Raw genomic sequence first — 15936 nt, forward strand, 5'->3', positions numbered from 1 at the left:
GATTAACTATTTTAAGCAGATGCTTTCACGTTTTTAGCGAATTACCACTATGTAAGAAATCAGAAACCATGTATCAGCGACTGCTGCGATACATCAACGAGGCGCACCGCGATGGGGTGATGGGCGACGGACGTTATGCTGTGGCCTTGGGAAAGGCCGAGAAGCTGCACCGGTTCCTCATCATTAGTGGCAAACCGAAGATATCCGCCAGCAAGTTTACAACCGACATGGTGCTGCAATATCGGCAGTTTATCTACGACGAATACACCTACGTACCGCTACATCCCGATCTCTATCCTTGCTCGTCAGGTCATCGTCCACCCCGAAAACGCATGCGCGACACCACGGTGGTGCACGACCTGAAACTGCTTCAGGCATTCTTTGCCGAGCTTGAGAATACAAACGAAATACGCCGCTCTCCGTTTCGAAATATTTCGATGGAGAAGCGGCGTATTATGATGCATGTGATGTATGATGCACCAATATACTTGCGGGCCGAGGAGTTGAAACGGGTGATAGATACGAAGGTGCCTAAGGAATTGCAGTGGGCTAAGGATCTATTTGTACTAAACTGTGCTATAGGTTGTCGTATCAGCGACCTGCTTCGACTCACGCCTGAAAAGATAGCTGTTTCCGACGAGGGCATCCCTTACGTACATTATATCCCCCATAAGACGATGCGGTTTCAGACGTCGAATCGAGAGGTGACCACACCGCTGATAGAGCCTGCCTTAGAGATTATCCAGCGCACCCAACTGCGGTTTTTCGACAAGGATCTGAACTACGCCAAGCAGCGCTACAACAAGACGTTGCGACAGCTATTGGCGTTTTGCGGCATTACCCGTCGCGTAAGTATCTATTGCCCCGAGACAGGCGACAATGTGTATAAGCCCATCTGCGGGATTGCGACATCCAAACTGGCGCGAAAGACGCATATCGACATGCTCAACAAAGTGCAGATAAACTACTATGCGGCAGGCCTGCACCGAAATGGTTCCGAAGCCGTGTTTCGCTATACCAATCTGGAACTGTCAGACCGCTACCGCCTGATGCAAGCCGCGTTTAGGGGATGAGGGGATTAGGCTAGGATATTACCTTTTATGGTTTCAACGATGTACTTCACATCATCATCGCTGACGTATGGACCAGCGGGCAGGCACATGCCAACTTTAAAGACGGCCTCTGATACACCATTCACATAGGCGGGGGCATCCTTATATACAGGCTGCTTGTGCATGGGCTTCCACACTGGGCGAGCCTCGATGCCTGCAGCATCCAAAGCCACACGCATTGCCTCTACGTTTTCATTTGGCTGACAGTCTGTAGTAGCAGATTCTGCTGCATGGATAACACCAGCTGCACCACCTACAGCACCTGTTACGATGGTCTTGTATGCATTCTCCTGACCTTTCACCTTCACATTCTCATTGATAGTGATGGTGCAAAGCCAATAGTTAGAATCATAATCACCATTGTTTGGCTGTTTATGCACGGTTATACCAGGCACATCAGCAAGCAGCTCCTCATACATCTTCTGCACATGCTTATGATGTGCAATATGGTCATTCGCCACAGTCATCTGTCCGCGACCAATACCTGCACAGATATTACTCATACGGTAGTTGTAGCCTATCTTCTCATGCTGATAGTACGGATAGCTCTCACGATACTGTGTAGCATACATCATAATCTCGCGCCAGTGCTCTTCATCCTCTGTAATCAGCGCACCACCGCCTGAGGTCGTAATCATCTTGTTGCCGTTGAAGCTCAGTACACCATACTTACCGAAAGTGCCCAGCACCTGTCCTTTATATTTAGAGCCAAATCCCTCAGCAGCATCCTCCACTACTGGGATTCCGTATTTGTTCGCAATCTCCATGATGCGGTCAATCTTGTATGGCATACCATAAAGAGCAACAGGCACGATAGCCTTAGGAGTCTTTCCAGTCTTGGCAACACGGTCTTTGATTGCCTCCTCCATCAACTCAGGATCCATATTCCAGGTATCCTTCTCAGAATCCACAAACACAGGTGTAGCGCCCAGATATGTTATAGGATGACTTGAAGCACAGAATGTAAAGCTCTGCACAACCACCTCATCCCCAGGCTTCACGCCACAGTTCAGCAGTGCCAGATGCACCGCAGCCGTACCAGCACTCAGTGCCACCACACGCTTAGAAAGACTTCCATTCTTCAATCCTTCCCTTTTTTCATTTTGGTTCACGAATTCTTCCAGGTCTTTTTCAAACCCATTCACGTTGGGACCCAGGGGTACTACCCAGTTTGTATCAAATGCTTCTTTTACGTACTTCTGTTCTATTCCGTCCTCGCTCATATGAGCCAGACAGAGGTAAATTCTTTTTCTTTCAGACATATTGCATTCTTAAATTAGTTCTCCATTATATTCCATTTTCTTACCAAGTACAGTACATAATATCATTTGTATATCCTTCACAAACGAATAATGTCTGTAGTAATAGCAATTCAGTCGCACCTTATCTGGATAGATAACCGTATCATTGTACTCTACGGCTATCTCCTGCATAGGCCGATTATCACCAGCCTTCTGTTTCTGAGCCACATACTCAGAAATCATTTCATCTTCCAACCGGTATTTCAATGTCGCTGGCCCTGTGATACCTGGGCGAAGCTTCAGCACATCCCTATCCGAACCTTGGAGATTATCTGCATAACCTGGAACATCAGGGCGTGGCCCCACGAAGCTCATCTTGCCCCGCAGTACATCCCAAAGTCCAGGAAGTTCATCTATCTTGTAATGCCGTAAAGTTGAGCCAAAAGGAGTGATGCGACTATCCCCAGCTACGCTCACAGTCGAACCATTGTGTTTCACAGTCATCGTGCGGAATTTATGGCAGTTAAACAACTTGCCATTCTTTCCCACTCTCTTCTGCACAAAGAACGCAGGTCCTCCCGGCATTTTTACTTTCACCAATATCGCCACAACCAGCAGCACAGGCCATAGGAACAACAATCCTATCAATGCGACCAGACGGTCGAAAACAAATTTTAGTATCATAACAAGATCTCTTATCCTTTAACTGAAAGTATCCCTTCCAGCTCATGTGGGACAAATGGCCCTTCCTTACATTCAAAGAAGACACTTCCAGGCTCCAAGCATTCCACATTATGCCAGACATTCTTGGGGATATCTACCCCGTAGAGTCCTTCCTCCGGGCAGAGAACAACGCTCTCTAGCACTGTACCGTCGTCATTGTATGTATTTACTCGAACTCTACCACGAAGTAGCACAAACGACTCGTCTTTCGTTGGATGGCAATGTATCTCAACCACAGTTCCAGGCTCCACAGCATTCAAAAATCTATGGCACTTATCATCAAGACTCTGATGAAAATTACAGTTCATCCTCAAACGAGGTGACTCCTTCGCCAAAGAGGTAATCTTATCTAACAACGTGGTATCAATTATCTTCATACTCTTTTCTTAATATAATCCCAAACAAGTGCTACAGGCCTCCATAGTGGTTCTGATGGAAACTCTTTGATGAACCTCAATCTATATAACATTTGTTTTGAATATACATACAGAATATCTCCTTTATTGTGACCATAGTTTTTACCGAAATTGCCACCTGCCATCATTTCTTGCAAGACCATTTTTCCAGCCTTCTCATTAACAGGTGCAATATCAAGATTCATTCGTAATCCAAATATCTCCTTTTCAATCCACATCAATGCACAAAGGAATTTGTACATGCCGCACCTTTTCATGACACAAACCGTTTCTTTCTTTTCAGAAACAGTTATATTCTGAGAAAGCAAATAATAATAATCAATCGCATGTCTCAAACCTATTCCTTGAGTAAAGAAGTGCCGCATCATATGTGACAATTGGAATACCAGGTAAAATGATAAAGTTGGTACACAAATCATTTCTTCTGAATCATTCCACTTAACTTGATGTCCAAATTGTTCCACACTATGTTCCATGAAATACTGCTGAAGTCTTCTATTATGAATCTTATTATAACAAAACGAAGGAAAAAAATGAACTTCAACCTCTACATCCCTAAAGATTGGAAAGTCCATGTGATGATACTGGACATTAATATCAGGAAATAAGCTATAAACAAACTCAACAATCTTTTTTTTACCACCGTCTAACCATACATCAATATCACCTGCATTTCGACTACAAGGATCAACATACATCATCGCATTACCTTGTCCTTTTAGAAGACAGTACCGTTCATTTGATTCTGTCAATAACTTAATAAGTTCACGACAGCGCTTATTAACTAACTTGTTGTGCTGGCGTATCACTTCTCCAATTCCTATCCAATTCAACAATAACTCTTTTGGTGGTCTTTGATTATCTGGTAATCTTTCAAGCCCCAAAAGTATAACACCAAGTATAGCCTGCCTTTCAGATTCTTTATATAAGGCAGACCATTCCTGTGAAGATGGAGTTCGCGAGAGAAATTCTCGACGACCTAACGACATCTGTATTAGTTCATAGAACAAGTCCATCTCTATGTCACCGCTATTTACTTTTTTCTTGCAAAAGTTCTGAATACCCAACCTCGTACACTATTAGGCAGCATCAACTGAATGATGAAACGTTGAACATAGTTAACAATATACTCCTTACGGGTTATCATACCCTTCTCTAGCATCAATTTCTTAATGCCTATCTCACTATCGAAATACTTCTTGCCACCTCGTCTACCATATTGGTCAAGGCCAGAACGCATATTAACAAGGACATCCGGCAAATTAGCAAACACACAATCTCTCTCCATCATACGTATCCACATATAGTAGTCTTCGTTCCAGAACCAATCTTGATAATTACCTGCATCCAGGACAGCCTTCTTCTTGAACATTACCGTGGGATGATTCAGTGCACAGCGGCTACGCATATAATGGTATATTGCCTCATTATCACATGGTACCTCACGTTTCCCTACTATGTTATCAGGAGTATCAATAAATTCAGTAATCTGCCCGCCTACTATATCGCATTCCGGATGAGATTCTAGATAAGCAAGTTGTTTTTCAAACCTATCAGGCGCACAAATATCATCACTATCCATTCGAGCAACAATATCATACTTAGCATTCTCCACGCCAAGCATTAGAGCATTGCCAAGCCCCTTGTTCTGTGTAAGCTTGATAACATTCAGCTTCTCGCCATAATTGTCCTTGTATTCAAGTAACAGCCTTGATGTCTCGTGTGACACCGGCCCATCCTGTACTAATACAATTTCATCAGGCTTAACAGTCTGCTGTACAAGTAAACTGTCAAGAGCTACCCGGATATACTCTGGTTTATCGTTTTTATATACTGATGTAATAACTGAAAACTGCAAACTCATCGCTTTAGAGATTACTCTTCAAATAATCAATAGATTTTATATGCTCTTTCTTTAGCAAATCATTTACGGGATTATAATCGATGTCTCTATCAACAATCGCTCCAATTTGAGTTATATCATGACACGCTCTTTCACTTAATCCAAACTGGTCCAGCAGTGAGTTCATCTTTTGCAAATTACTTTCCCTAACAAGAGCTGCAAACTTCTTGTTAAACTTGATTGACATAACACAACCATGAAAGGTGTCCGTAATTATATAATCAGCATTCTTCATGTATCCTAATACTTCAAAAGGATGCGGAATAACAGTCTCATCACACCAGGGGAAATAAAAACATATAGATATAAGCTTCTTCCCTTTTATTTTTGCGAATGACCGAATAGCATTTATCTCGTCTTTTCCTTTAATTCTGTTAGGATATGAATACACTACAATATAATCTTTCTCTTTAGGATCTTTCGCATATTTATGATAATCAAACATCAACACAGGGTCAATGTTAAAGGAAGGATCTTTGTGCAACAAATCCTTTACCACAGACAACGAATTTGTGTCACGGACTGAGATTGCCGTCAACTTGCTCATTGCAGCAACAAGCCGGTCTCTTACCCCGAACTTGTCTATCACATCAATGGTCGTAGTGCCAAACGAGCCTGCGTATGATATCACTTTTTTGGCATTTCTCACATCTCCATACAACTGCGGGGTAAAACCATAACTAGTGTGTTGATTGAAGTTGAACACTTCGTCGCTACCTATAACCACCAGATCATACTTCTCAAAAGTGTGTTTATTAATACCTAGTTCTGGCAGAAATTCGTTATCAAAACGTTTCTGATAGATCTTTGTATATTTTCTTCTTGGGAGGAGTGTTTTGACCGTACTCCAATTAAAATAGCGTTTAAATGCCATCCCTACTAGATATCTCATATTCCTTTCCAGTCCTGGCAAAGGAACGCCCTGTTCAATATCAACGAACTCACACTGATGTCCAAATGACTCAAGTGTCGTTTTAAGTGCGTATGCTTGGAGGAATGATCCATAATTCCTCACATGTTGCATGGACAAAATACCTATTTTCATTTATTATCTAATCTTGTAAACTAATCGTTTGATACTATCTGATAAGGGCGATGGCAAATAAGAGAGAATTAATTTTATGGTTCTAATTATTGATTTTGTAACACCCTGGTTAGAACGCAGCACCTCTATCACATCATCAATAGTGGTACCTTCATTTTTTAGTGCATTAAAAACAACCTCTCTACCATCTTTGTAAATGGGGTACTGTTTGTTCCAGCCTTGATTTGGCAAAAAATCTATTAATTTGCACTCGCGATATTCAATCGAGTTATCAATCTCATCAAATATTGTCTTACCTATTGGCGAAGAAATAGTCACTGCAGAGACACCACGGCGATTCCCTATATATTTGCTACCCCAGAAATCTCCTAAACGAATGTCGCTATATTCAAATGAACTCCTAAAGTTACAATTATAACATGAATCGTTTAACACGTAATCGGAGAAAAAAAGTTCAAAGAACTTATCATTCTTCTTACTCAAATAAACAGATTCTCCGTTTACCATTGCCTCAATACAATATGTGCCCCAGCCTTTTTTCTTACTACGAAAAGTTAAACTATCAAATGTGGAATATCCACTGCTTTTTTTTATATCATCTAAATATTTATTCCAGACAAGACTGGATGGACAGCCGTGACAATATATATCCACAAAAAAGAAATTCTCTTTAAGGTGGCGCTTATCTGCCCATCTGCTTAGAGCATATATTTGACATGGTGTACCGAATACCGCATATTTTGCGTAGCGACAGTTTTTTATAACTTCTCTAAAAGCATCAATGGTATAGCTCTGAATATATTTTGAGCCCCTAAAAGGAATTAGTTGTTCCGGTTGTTCCGCGACATGATGCTCTGCTCTTTTTTTCTTATCGTTATATAATACACCAACAACTTTATATCCTTTCTGTAGCAAATGGTGTGCTAATATATCTGCGATACCACCAGATGTAGTAGACATCAACACTTTTTCGTCACGTGCCCAAGCAGAAAAGAGTTTATTATCCTTTAACGACTCTGCAGTTGATGTAAGGAAATCTTTATCATATTTGTAACAGATGGACATACATATTCCACAGTTAACGCACAATGAATCATCAATCAATGGTCTATAATACCCGTCAGGATTTAATTTAATGGTAATGGCATTATGGGGACATACGGCTGCACATACCTGGCAACTTGTGCAACTTCGAAGAGCAGAAGGATTGGAAATATTCATAATCTAATCCAATTATCACAAATAGGGTCATTTACAATAGGCTTTTTGCACCAAACCTTAGGTGCTATAACCATCTTTCCTTCTCGCTGTCCTAGCCAAGCTCCCCACCAAGAGAATGATGAATTAGCAATAATATTGTGTTTGCAATATGTCATTAGTTGCATATCGCGATATGATTCATACCCTTTATTCCAATCCACATATTCTATCTCTACATCTCCAGATATACTTTGCAGGTTCTCCTTGCACCATTGTATATCATCACTAAATACACAAAGGAAATTCACATTATCCTTAGATAAAACATATTTTATGCTTCTCTCATAATAATCCTGGTCACATACGCACCAGATAGGCTCCTTAAGATAGTCACCTCTTCTAATATGAATTGAAACCGAATTGCTTCTTATAAGTTTTCCAGCTAATTGTTCATTCTTTACATCTTTAAAGATAGGGAAAGAGTAAGTATTTAGAACCTGTTCCCGAATATGCTTGAAGAACCCTTCGTTTTGCCAATAACCATCATAAAATGCCGAATCATTTCGAGTGACTTCTCCAAAATCAAATGGGATTTGCGTTGTTCCTGATGTCATTGATTTTCTTTGTGGTAAATAATGAATCATTACCTGCCACATCTTATAGTTAAATATTGGATAAACAACCTTACATAATTCACTCAATGAAGCTTCATTAACTCTCACATTAAAAATACGATCTAATTCGAGACCATTATGAAGTCCATAACCATTAAAGCTACGAGTACAAACCTTTATAACTTCATCCGGGTGCGCATCTTTTAGGGCTAAGTACAAAGCATACTCAAACATTTGATTCCCTAAACCGCCTATAATATTGACTATTTTCATTTCCTTTAAATTTTACCAAGTAAATATCTTGCCGCATATTTATTCTTCATCAACACGTATACAAAGACAATTGATAACAAATAAACGAGTAATGCAGATATTACTATATATATCATACTTCCCATAGAAAAATCAAGAGATTGCAGAAACCCTGTGACAAATCCTAACAAAATTAAATGAACGACGTAAATACCCAGCGATACTTTTCCAGACCATGCGATAAGCCTATGGAAGCCGCAAGTTCTTATCAATATTTGCGGGCAGTAATACAAAAGCACTATTATTGCAAAAGTAGCAGTAATCCCTCTGTATGAATATTGCACCAATGAAGATGGAACATAAGGAAAGGAGGGGATCCACGAAGGCAGAGAATGCATATTCCAACCCCATGCAAGACATAACCATATTAAAAAGAACAACAATACTAACTTATCATTTAAACTAGCTAATAAGTCAAATCGATTTAACATGTAGCCTAATATGTAAAATATAAAATAATAAGCTATAAATTGGAAACCAAAGTATCTCAATTCATATAATGCCATCCCGCCCATTAATAATATAGACATGACTAAAAGGACTATAAGTTCATCGACACAAATTAATTTGGAGACATTTTGCCCCAAAGTAAATATTAGCCATATCCAAAACAAAACCCATAAAAACCAGAATGATGTATCAGGATATAAAACACTATCTAACATCCTATTAATAGTAAAACCACCTGCAAACAAAAATTTAATAATTGACCACAAGAAATAGGGTGTCATAAGTTGGAAGAATCGCCTCTTAACAAGTTTAAAGTACCCCCCCCCAGACAGGCTCACCATATACATTTTTCTTATACATCAGCCATCCACTTAATGCTACAAAAGCAGGCATATGGAAAGAATAAATAACGTTCCACACTTGATTGTCGTAACAGCCATCTTTTAGAACACTTTGAATAGCATGACCTATAACGACCAGAACCATAAGCCATCCTTTCGAAGAATCAATCCAAATCAATCTATGCTGATAATCCATTTATTTTCTATTTTTATATTTTTCAATTAGCTTTGAAATATATAATATTACCTTCATATAACAACTCGAATACTTGCCTCTTAAATACTCTATATCCTTTATGGAACTTTTATATACATCAATGGTTCCTGTTATTTGCCCGTTATGGCCATGGGTTGAGTAAACACAGACTTCTTTTAAGTATATCCTCTTATTTTTTCGAAATATTCTATAATACCATTCCGAATCAACCTTCCATACTAAATTTGTATCAAAAAATTGAGATATTTCCTTTTTAAATGCAACACATGCACATGGCCCAATAAGATTATTAATAAGAAGAAGTGAAGGAATTCTAATAAATATGCATTTCAACCAATTTGGTACACTTAGATAATTATATCCTTCACCTCTATCAACCTTAATGTTGGTAATTACAACATCATTAGAATTAAGGGCATTAATAACATTTTGCAAATAGCCTTCATCTTTCAAGTACTCATCATGATGATGCAATATGATATATTGTCCCCGCGCCAAAGAAATACCATAATTCCAATTTTTTACTGCACCCAATGATGGTTTATTATGAAAGTATCTCAAATCATGATTATTACTAACATAATTTGAAATCTCGTCATTTGGTGAATCGTCAACAACTATCACTTCATACTCTACACCCTGTTGAGATTTAATACCCTCGAGTGCTTGTTGCAATAAAGCCAAATTACAATAGGTAGGAATAATAATCGATACCATATTAAAACTTATTAAAAAGTATCATAGAAATGAATTTAAATTTTCGCTCAAGACTAAGCCCTTTATAATGTTTAGTGTTAATTAAAATTTTAAATCGGTTTTTGAGCAGTCTATTATTTGAAATAAGAGTCAATTCATTTAAAACATCTTTAGACATGTCATCGGCATATCCGCTTATTAATTCTTTTGCCAATTTACTTCGCAAATACTCCCCCTCAGTAAAGAGCTTTCTCAATCGGACTTTATTCTTCTTTACAAAAGAATCCTTAATACCACCAACAACATTATTTGAGTGTTGACGATAAAATATATGTGGCTTAGTATCAAAAACTACAATACCTCCAATAGAAATACAAACATTATATATCCAATCATCATGCATACTTATAAATTCAGGGTTATATGTATTTATGATGTCGCGTAATGCTTTATTTATAATCAATGTACACCCAGTCACTTCATTTGAAATAATTGAATGATAAATATCTGGATAAATTATGTCCTTCAATGGCGTTTCTATTTTATTTAAATTAGAGTCAACCATCTGGTAATTGGAAAAATACAAAGAGGGTTTTTCTTCCAACTGTATTTCAAGCTTTTGTATACCAGATATCAGTTTATCCTCTAACCAAACGTCATCTTGATCGCAAAATGCATAAAAATCAGAATCTCCAGAATTTTTCAAGAGATCCAAAAAACTTCTTGCACTTTTTAAATTACGACCTCTATACCAAGTCAGATAGTCTTTCTCGTGCCATTCTTCAAGTATTTTGCAAGTATTATCACTAGAGCCATCATCTCTAACAACAATTTGAATATTAACACCTTTCTGATTCCTGACGGATACCAACTGTTCCTCTATGTATTTTTCCCCATTAAAGGTGGATAATAGAACTGTAACTCTTTTCATAGTACGATAATTCTATTTTTCAAAACAGAATTTATATGGCATAACATTATCAACAAAATCAATATCCAAATTTTGAATATATAATGTGTACATATAAAACAAAACATAGAAAAAAATCACAAACGTTATAGCAACTTTAGATATTGTCAATCCTTTTGAAAGGCAATTTGCTACTATAAAGATTTGACTTACTGTAAAATAAGAGGCTATTCTATCACAATATACGTTGGACATCAGTAAATTTGTAATTATCGCGCCAACAAAAAGCATATTATAAAGCATATTATATAGATTACTTGCTTTTGACTTCCGATATCCGAATATGCATACAACTGTAACTGGAAACCAATGAGATAATACTTCAGCAGCACTCCATTTAGAATTTAACTCATGAATATTAACATAATTGCCCAGTGAAGCAACATTATATGCGGATTCGCTGCCATAACTACTAAGACCAACTAGAAATTCAGTTAAGAAATCTAATGTACCTATATATCCTAATATTACCGAAATAGTAATTAAGCATAAAATTACAGGAAAAGGTATTCTTCTACGCAAAAATGGCAGAACAAGAATAACAAAAAATGCAAATTTATGGGCCAAAAATGCCAAAATAAGGAAACAGCAGGCCCATAAATATTTTTTTTGAAAATAATAATAAATGAATAAATATACGAAAACTACAGACAAAAGCTGTCTGATAATATTAAAGCACTCCAAATAGTAATGACTTGATGCAACCATAAACACCAGCAAAGAAACCGCCGGTAAAGGTGATTTTTTTATGATAAGCCATAATAAGGGGACAAAAGTTAATAATGCAATGACAAAAATGAATACCTGTGGATTATCAAAAATACCACATAATAACCTTAATGAGAGATATAATATACCAAAACGTTCGCTAGACTCTTCACTCGTTGCGAAATCTGCAAACCTAAAATAACCATCAGTATCAGCACCGACTGTATTTGCTCTTAAACCACATAAGAGCATCATAATACCGCCCAATACAATTACGCCAACTCTTTGTTTTTTTTCAGATAAAAAACAAATTACAATAGTGGCGGCTAAAACTGCTAAAAAGATAAACATATTACGCAGATAATCTCTTTGCTAGTTCGTAAATAAAGCTCATATGATATAAAGCACAAAGAAAAAGTATTTTCCTACTAGTCGGGAAGGGGTATTTAAATAAATACTTGTTAGATTCCGGGTATTTCTCTCTCCAGCTTTTATATGATGAATTGTCGCCTGCAATTAAAGCCCACTTGGCGTAAAATTTCAAATAATTCATAGACAGAGAATACTCTCCATTACTTCTATTCTCAACAAAAGATGTTACATGATCTGTAACTCGAAGCATATCCTCAATTCTTTTGGGTGTTAATTTTCTACTTACAGAATTAATATTACCTACGTTATAATGATATAAAGCTTTATCTGTCGATGAAACCTTGTTCGCCATGAAACGCAATGGGATTACCTGACCGACATCAACCCAATTATTAGTTCCTTCGAGACAATAAATATTATTATCACGAATCAACGATAATTTAATCAATTTGTTCCAATGAGCTGAGTTTTCAAGAAGAATTTTAAAATTCATCAATCCCTCCTTCCCTACATTCTCCGAATAGACCTTGCAATATGTTTGGCTTTCGCCTTCCCAATAGAAACTACAGCAGGTAATATCAGAATTATTGGTTTCTGCTATCGGAACCAATACTTCCAAAAGGTCTTTTTCGACCCAATCATCTGCATCTATTTGAATGACATATTTACCAGATGCTTGTTTTAAAGCAACGTTTCTAGCATAGGCATGGCCTTTATTTGATTCAAAATTGATAATATTGACATTTTTTTCTCTCTCTGGATATGCTTTTATTGTCTCAACTAACGACTCTACACTATTATCAGGGGTACAGTCATTGACAAAAAAATATTCAATGTTATCGTAGGTTTGACCCAACAAAGATTTTGCACAACGAGCAATATAATTCTCTGCTTTATATACAGGAACTATTATTGTTACAAGAGGATTTATCATTTTTTAATTATTTTAAGTTTGTTCAAAAACTGCGCTATTAATTCTCGATTTATTATAATAGCAATCACCATAGCGACACTAGTTGTAAGTATTAGTTTAGAAAGATTCATCTTGCAATAGTGGCAGCAAACTGAAACCAATGCTATAATTAGTAACAATACAATAATACTATGATAATCAATTCGAAGAGTAATTCTTTTGTTCAATATAGGTATTCGAATTAAGAAGTTAAAAATATTACCTATCAGCATAGATATCGCCACACCAATTAAGCCTAAAGGATAAACAAGGAAAAGTGCTAACAATAGCGAAATTATGCCACCAGACAACGTTGTATAAAACATTATACCGCTTTCCTTTCTTGCTAGAAGGGCACTCCCTAAATGACACGACAAAGCATTAAATACAGCCGAAGTATATATGAATGAAACTAAATATACACCAATCACATAATCACCAAAAACGAAATATTTATATAAAATATAAGTGGCTGGAGTCAATACAAGCACTCCACCCAACAATGACTTAGTAAGCAATGAAAGTACTTTGTTAAAGTAAGAATCTTGTTCCTTTTCGCCATACGTTCTAAATGCTTCTTCTTGCCATGCTAATGTAACAATTGAAGTAAATATAGATAGAATTGATCCAAAACGTAATGCCATAGAATATATTCCATTATTTTCGACTCCAACCGTTGTTGTTATAATAATACTGTTACATGAGCTCATAAGCCACCATGATATGGTATTTATTGCCAAAGGTATTGAATATTTAATAATTTGTTTTAAAAGAGTCTTGTCAAAATCATATCGGGATATATCTTTTAAAAGTCTCAATTTACTCTCCATTACAGCAACCATTACTAATGTACCGGTTATGGTTGCAATAAAAAGCGCATCAATACCTAAATGGAAAACTAGTATTAGAACAAAGTTCAAAACTATCGATACGCTGGAACTTATAAGCGATGATGCAGCATACAATTTATTCTCTTTCAAAGCCCTTGCAGAGAACAGCCAATACGAGGAAGCGACTTGACCTATTCCGTAAAGCAATATATAAATAGCATATTGGGTATGAAAAAAGAACGCAATAATACAAAATATAAACGTATATCCTACGGTTAACGCAAGAAGATATTTTGAGCACGTTGACAATGTGGCCCTTTCCTGCCCCTTTGCCTCAATGACAAAACGGAAAGAACCTTCCCATATTGATTGAAATAATACAGGGAGAGCTACGGATACACAAGCCAATATATAATCATACGTTCCCATATCGCCCGTGGATATAAACTTCGTATATAAAGGAACGAATAGAAATTGAAGAAGCCTTGTTGCAAAGGTTCCCAAAGTATAATATCCAATATTTTTTGCAAATCGTTTAGTTGATGGCATATTTCCAGTCTTTTAATAAGTATAATCGTCTTTCACCCTTAACATTTGCATCATAGCATATTATAGATTTATCCACATTAAACCTTGGATGCATATCTGTTCTAAACACCTCGTTTTTTACAGGCACACTATAGGAATATACTAATTTATGTTTAACGCCCTTCTCCTTATCATACAAGAACAATAACTGATAAGAGTAAATATCAGGATACGTATCTGTCAAAAAAATAGTATCTTTAAAAAGCGTAGGATGACCATCTCGAAGTAAATCATTTTGTCCTACAACCCGTCTTTCTTTACCAGCCTCATACAAATAATATCGACATTCCATATCGTTTATAGAGCTACCAGAGATAGCAGTACACATAATCACATTATTATTTATCCATGTATAATGCGACACACGTAATTCATTTTCTAATATAATTATATCTTTGCTATCAAAGTTATATTGTAACATACTAGCTTTAGCCCAATTTTTTTCATTCTTGAGCCAGAAGAACAAGAATTTTTCACCATTTGGAGAAAACGATAGGTGGTTAATATAGTTTAAATCATAATCTCCATCATTCTCACCCATAACCTTAGCAATTTCCTTGTAAGTGATTATGGGGCTGATGTTATAGGTAGACATATCTACCAATGATATACTCTCATTGCTTAAATCATCCTCTGGTACATATGGTTTATTTGTATATCCATAACCTGGTCTTAGAACCCCAAGCCTTTCAAAATTCAATGTGATAGCATATTTGCCATCTGGGGATATATCATATAAAGGATATGGAATTAGCTCTTGTTCTTGTGTTCTAACATTCACTTTGCGGCTAACATATTTTCCATTTATATAATCATTAAAAATGACGATATCATTTGAACCAGGATACCATCTGAGCCTTGATCCTTGCTGAGTATTAAATGCATTCGTTGTAGTTATGACTTTTTTGTTGGAACCAGAAATATCATTCAATATTACCTTGGCACATTGCCCCCCCCTTGGTACTTCCAAATACAATATTTCATTCTTATCATTGAAAGGAGAAATATCATAATAACCGAAGAAAGTGTCTGTTCCTTTTTCTCCAATTTCTGATACATGATATGGAGTATTAATAAGTTTGAGACCATTCCGTTTTTTATATAAATAAAGTCTACCTCTTTTAAGTAGCGTAATAATCCACTTTGGTAATATCCTTCTAATAATCCTTTTATTCATAAAAATTTTACTTAATTAGACCTCTCTACTATATTAAGTTTGTTTTACTCTAGTCAGTTGAATAAAACA

At 36.7% G+C, this 15936-nt stretch carries 17 protein-coding genes; 1 reads left to right on the forward strand and 16 read right to left on the reverse strand.

Annotation, left to right across the window (positions count from 1 at the left end):
* Nucleotides 1–68: 68 nt before the first annotated feature.
* Nucleotides 69–1073, forward strand: a complete 1005-nt coding sequence (locus T360_RS14715; RefSeq protein ID WP_051523389.1) for a hypothetical protein — start codon at nucleotides 69–71, stop codon at nucleotides 1071–1073.
* A gap of 5 nt (nucleotides 1074–1078) precedes the next feature.
* Here the strand turns inward: T360_RS14715 and T360_RS0105310 are convergent, their stop codons facing one another.
* Genes T360_RS0105310 through T360_RS0105385 form a run of 16 tightly spaced genes read right to left on the reverse strand, consistent with a single transcriptional unit; the run spans nucleotide 1079 to nucleotide 15867 of the window.
* On the reverse strand, nucleotides 1079–2374 hold the full coding sequence (locus tag T360_RS0105310) for a DegT/DnrJ/EryC1/StrS aminotransferase family protein (RefSeq protein WP_028911855.1): 1296 nt from the start codon (nucleotides 2372–2374) through the stop codon (nucleotides 1079–1081).
* 9 nt (nucleotides 2375–2383) lie between these two features.
* Nucleotides 2384–3037 carry a sugar transferase gene (locus T360_RS0105315; RefSeq protein WP_028911856.1) on the reverse strand — a complete coding sequence of 218 codons (654 nt, stop codon included), beginning with the start codon at nucleotides 3035–3037 and terminating at the stop codon, nucleotides 2384–2386.
* Nucleotides 3038–3048: 11 nt separating this feature from the next.
* Nucleotides 3049–3453, reverse strand: coding sequence for a WbuC family cupin fold metalloprotein (locus tag T360_RS0105320; RefSeq protein ID WP_028911857.1), 405 nt, complete (start codon nucleotides 3451–3453; stop codon nucleotides 3049–3051).
* Nucleotides 3450–4481, reverse strand: a complete 1032-nt coding sequence (locus T360_RS14720; RefSeq protein WP_197019274.1) for a nucleotidyltransferase family protein — start codon at nucleotides 4479–4481, stop codon at nucleotides 3450–3452. Before T360_RS14720 ends, T360_RS0105320 begins: the two co-directional genes overlap by 4 nt.
* A gap of 44 nt (nucleotides 4482–4525) precedes the next feature.
* The gene (locus tag T360_RS0105330) at nucleotides 4526–5356 is read right to left on the reverse strand and encodes a glycosyltransferase (protein WP_036928912.1); all 831 of its coding nucleotides are present in this window, start codon (nucleotides 5354–5356) and stop codon (nucleotides 4526–4528) included.
* Between the two features lie 4 nt (nucleotides 5357–5360).
* A complete protein-coding gene (locus T360_RS0105335; protein WP_028911859.1) occupies nucleotides 5361–6440 on the reverse strand; it encodes a polysaccharide pyruvyl transferase family protein in 1080 nt (359 codons plus the stop codon).
* Between the two features lie 3 nt (nucleotides 6441–6443).
* Nucleotides 6444–7661, reverse strand: a complete 1218-nt coding sequence (locus T360_RS0105340) for a Coenzyme F420 hydrogenase/dehydrogenase, beta subunit C-terminal domain (RefSeq protein ID WP_081772696.1) — start codon at nucleotides 7659–7661, stop codon at nucleotides 6444–6446.
* The gene (locus T360_RS0105345) at nucleotides 7658–8527 is read right to left on the reverse strand and encodes an alpha-1,2-fucosyltransferase (protein WP_028911861.1); all 870 of its coding nucleotides are present in this window, start codon (nucleotides 8525–8527) and stop codon (nucleotides 7658–7660) included. Before T360_RS0105345 ends, T360_RS0105340 begins: the two co-directional genes overlap by 4 nt.
* A 5-nt stretch (nucleotides 8528–8532) precedes the next feature.
* Nucleotides 8533–9297 carry an acyltransferase family protein gene (locus T360_RS0105350; RefSeq protein ID WP_255326909.1) on the reverse strand — a complete coding sequence of 255 codons (765 nt, stop codon included), beginning with the start codon at nucleotides 9295–9297 and terminating at the stop codon, nucleotides 8533–8535.
* A 28-nt stretch (nucleotides 9298–9325) separates the two neighbouring features.
* A complete protein-coding gene (locus tag T360_RS16630; protein ID WP_028911863.1) occupies nucleotides 9326–9553 on the reverse strand; it encodes an acyltransferase family protein in 228 nt (75 codons plus the stop codon).
* Nucleotides 9554–10291 (reverse strand): glycosyltransferase family 2 protein, encoded by a 738-nt coding sequence (locus tag T360_RS0105360; RefSeq protein ID WP_036928916.1) that lies wholly within the window; start codon nucleotides 10289–10291, stop codon nucleotides 9554–9556. It lies immediately after the preceding gene.
* Between the two features lies 1 nt (nucleotide 10292).
* On the reverse strand, nucleotides 10293–11201 hold the full coding sequence (locus tag T360_RS14725) for a glycosyltransferase family 2 protein (RefSeq protein WP_051523393.1): 909 nt from the start codon (nucleotides 11199–11201) through the stop codon (nucleotides 10293–10295).
* A 12-nt stretch (nucleotides 11202–11213) separates the two neighbouring features.
* Complete coding sequence (locus tag T360_RS0105370) at nucleotides 11214–12299, reverse strand: EpsG family protein (protein ID WP_028911865.1); 1086 nt, start codon at nucleotides 12297–12299, stop codon at nucleotides 11214–11216.
* Nucleotide 12300: 1 nt separating this feature from the next.
* Nucleotides 12301–13254, reverse strand: coding sequence for a glycosyltransferase family 2 protein (locus T360_RS0105375; RefSeq protein ID WP_028911866.1), 954 nt, complete (start codon nucleotides 13252–13254; stop codon nucleotides 12301–12303).
* Nucleotides 13251–14651, reverse strand: a complete 1401-nt coding sequence (locus T360_RS0105380; protein ID WP_081772698.1) for a lipopolysaccharide biosynthesis protein — start codon at nucleotides 14649–14651, stop codon at nucleotides 13251–13253. The genes T360_RS0105375 and T360_RS0105380 overlap by 4 nt, the downstream gene beginning before the upstream one ends.
* Nucleotides 14638–15867: a hypothetical protein gene (locus tag T360_RS0105385; protein WP_028911868.1), complete on the reverse strand. Its 1230-nt coding sequence runs from the start codon at nucleotides 15865–15867 to the stop codon at nucleotides 14638–14640. The genes T360_RS0105380 and T360_RS0105385 overlap by 14 nt, the downstream gene beginning before the upstream one ends.
* Nucleotides 15868–15936 lie beyond the last annotated feature (69 nt).

The organism is Prevotella sp. MA2016 (assembly GCF_000619825.1).
In the GTDB taxonomy this organism is placed as follows: domain Bacteria; phylum Bacteroidota; class Bacteroidia; order Bacteroidales; family Bacteroidaceae; genus Prevotella.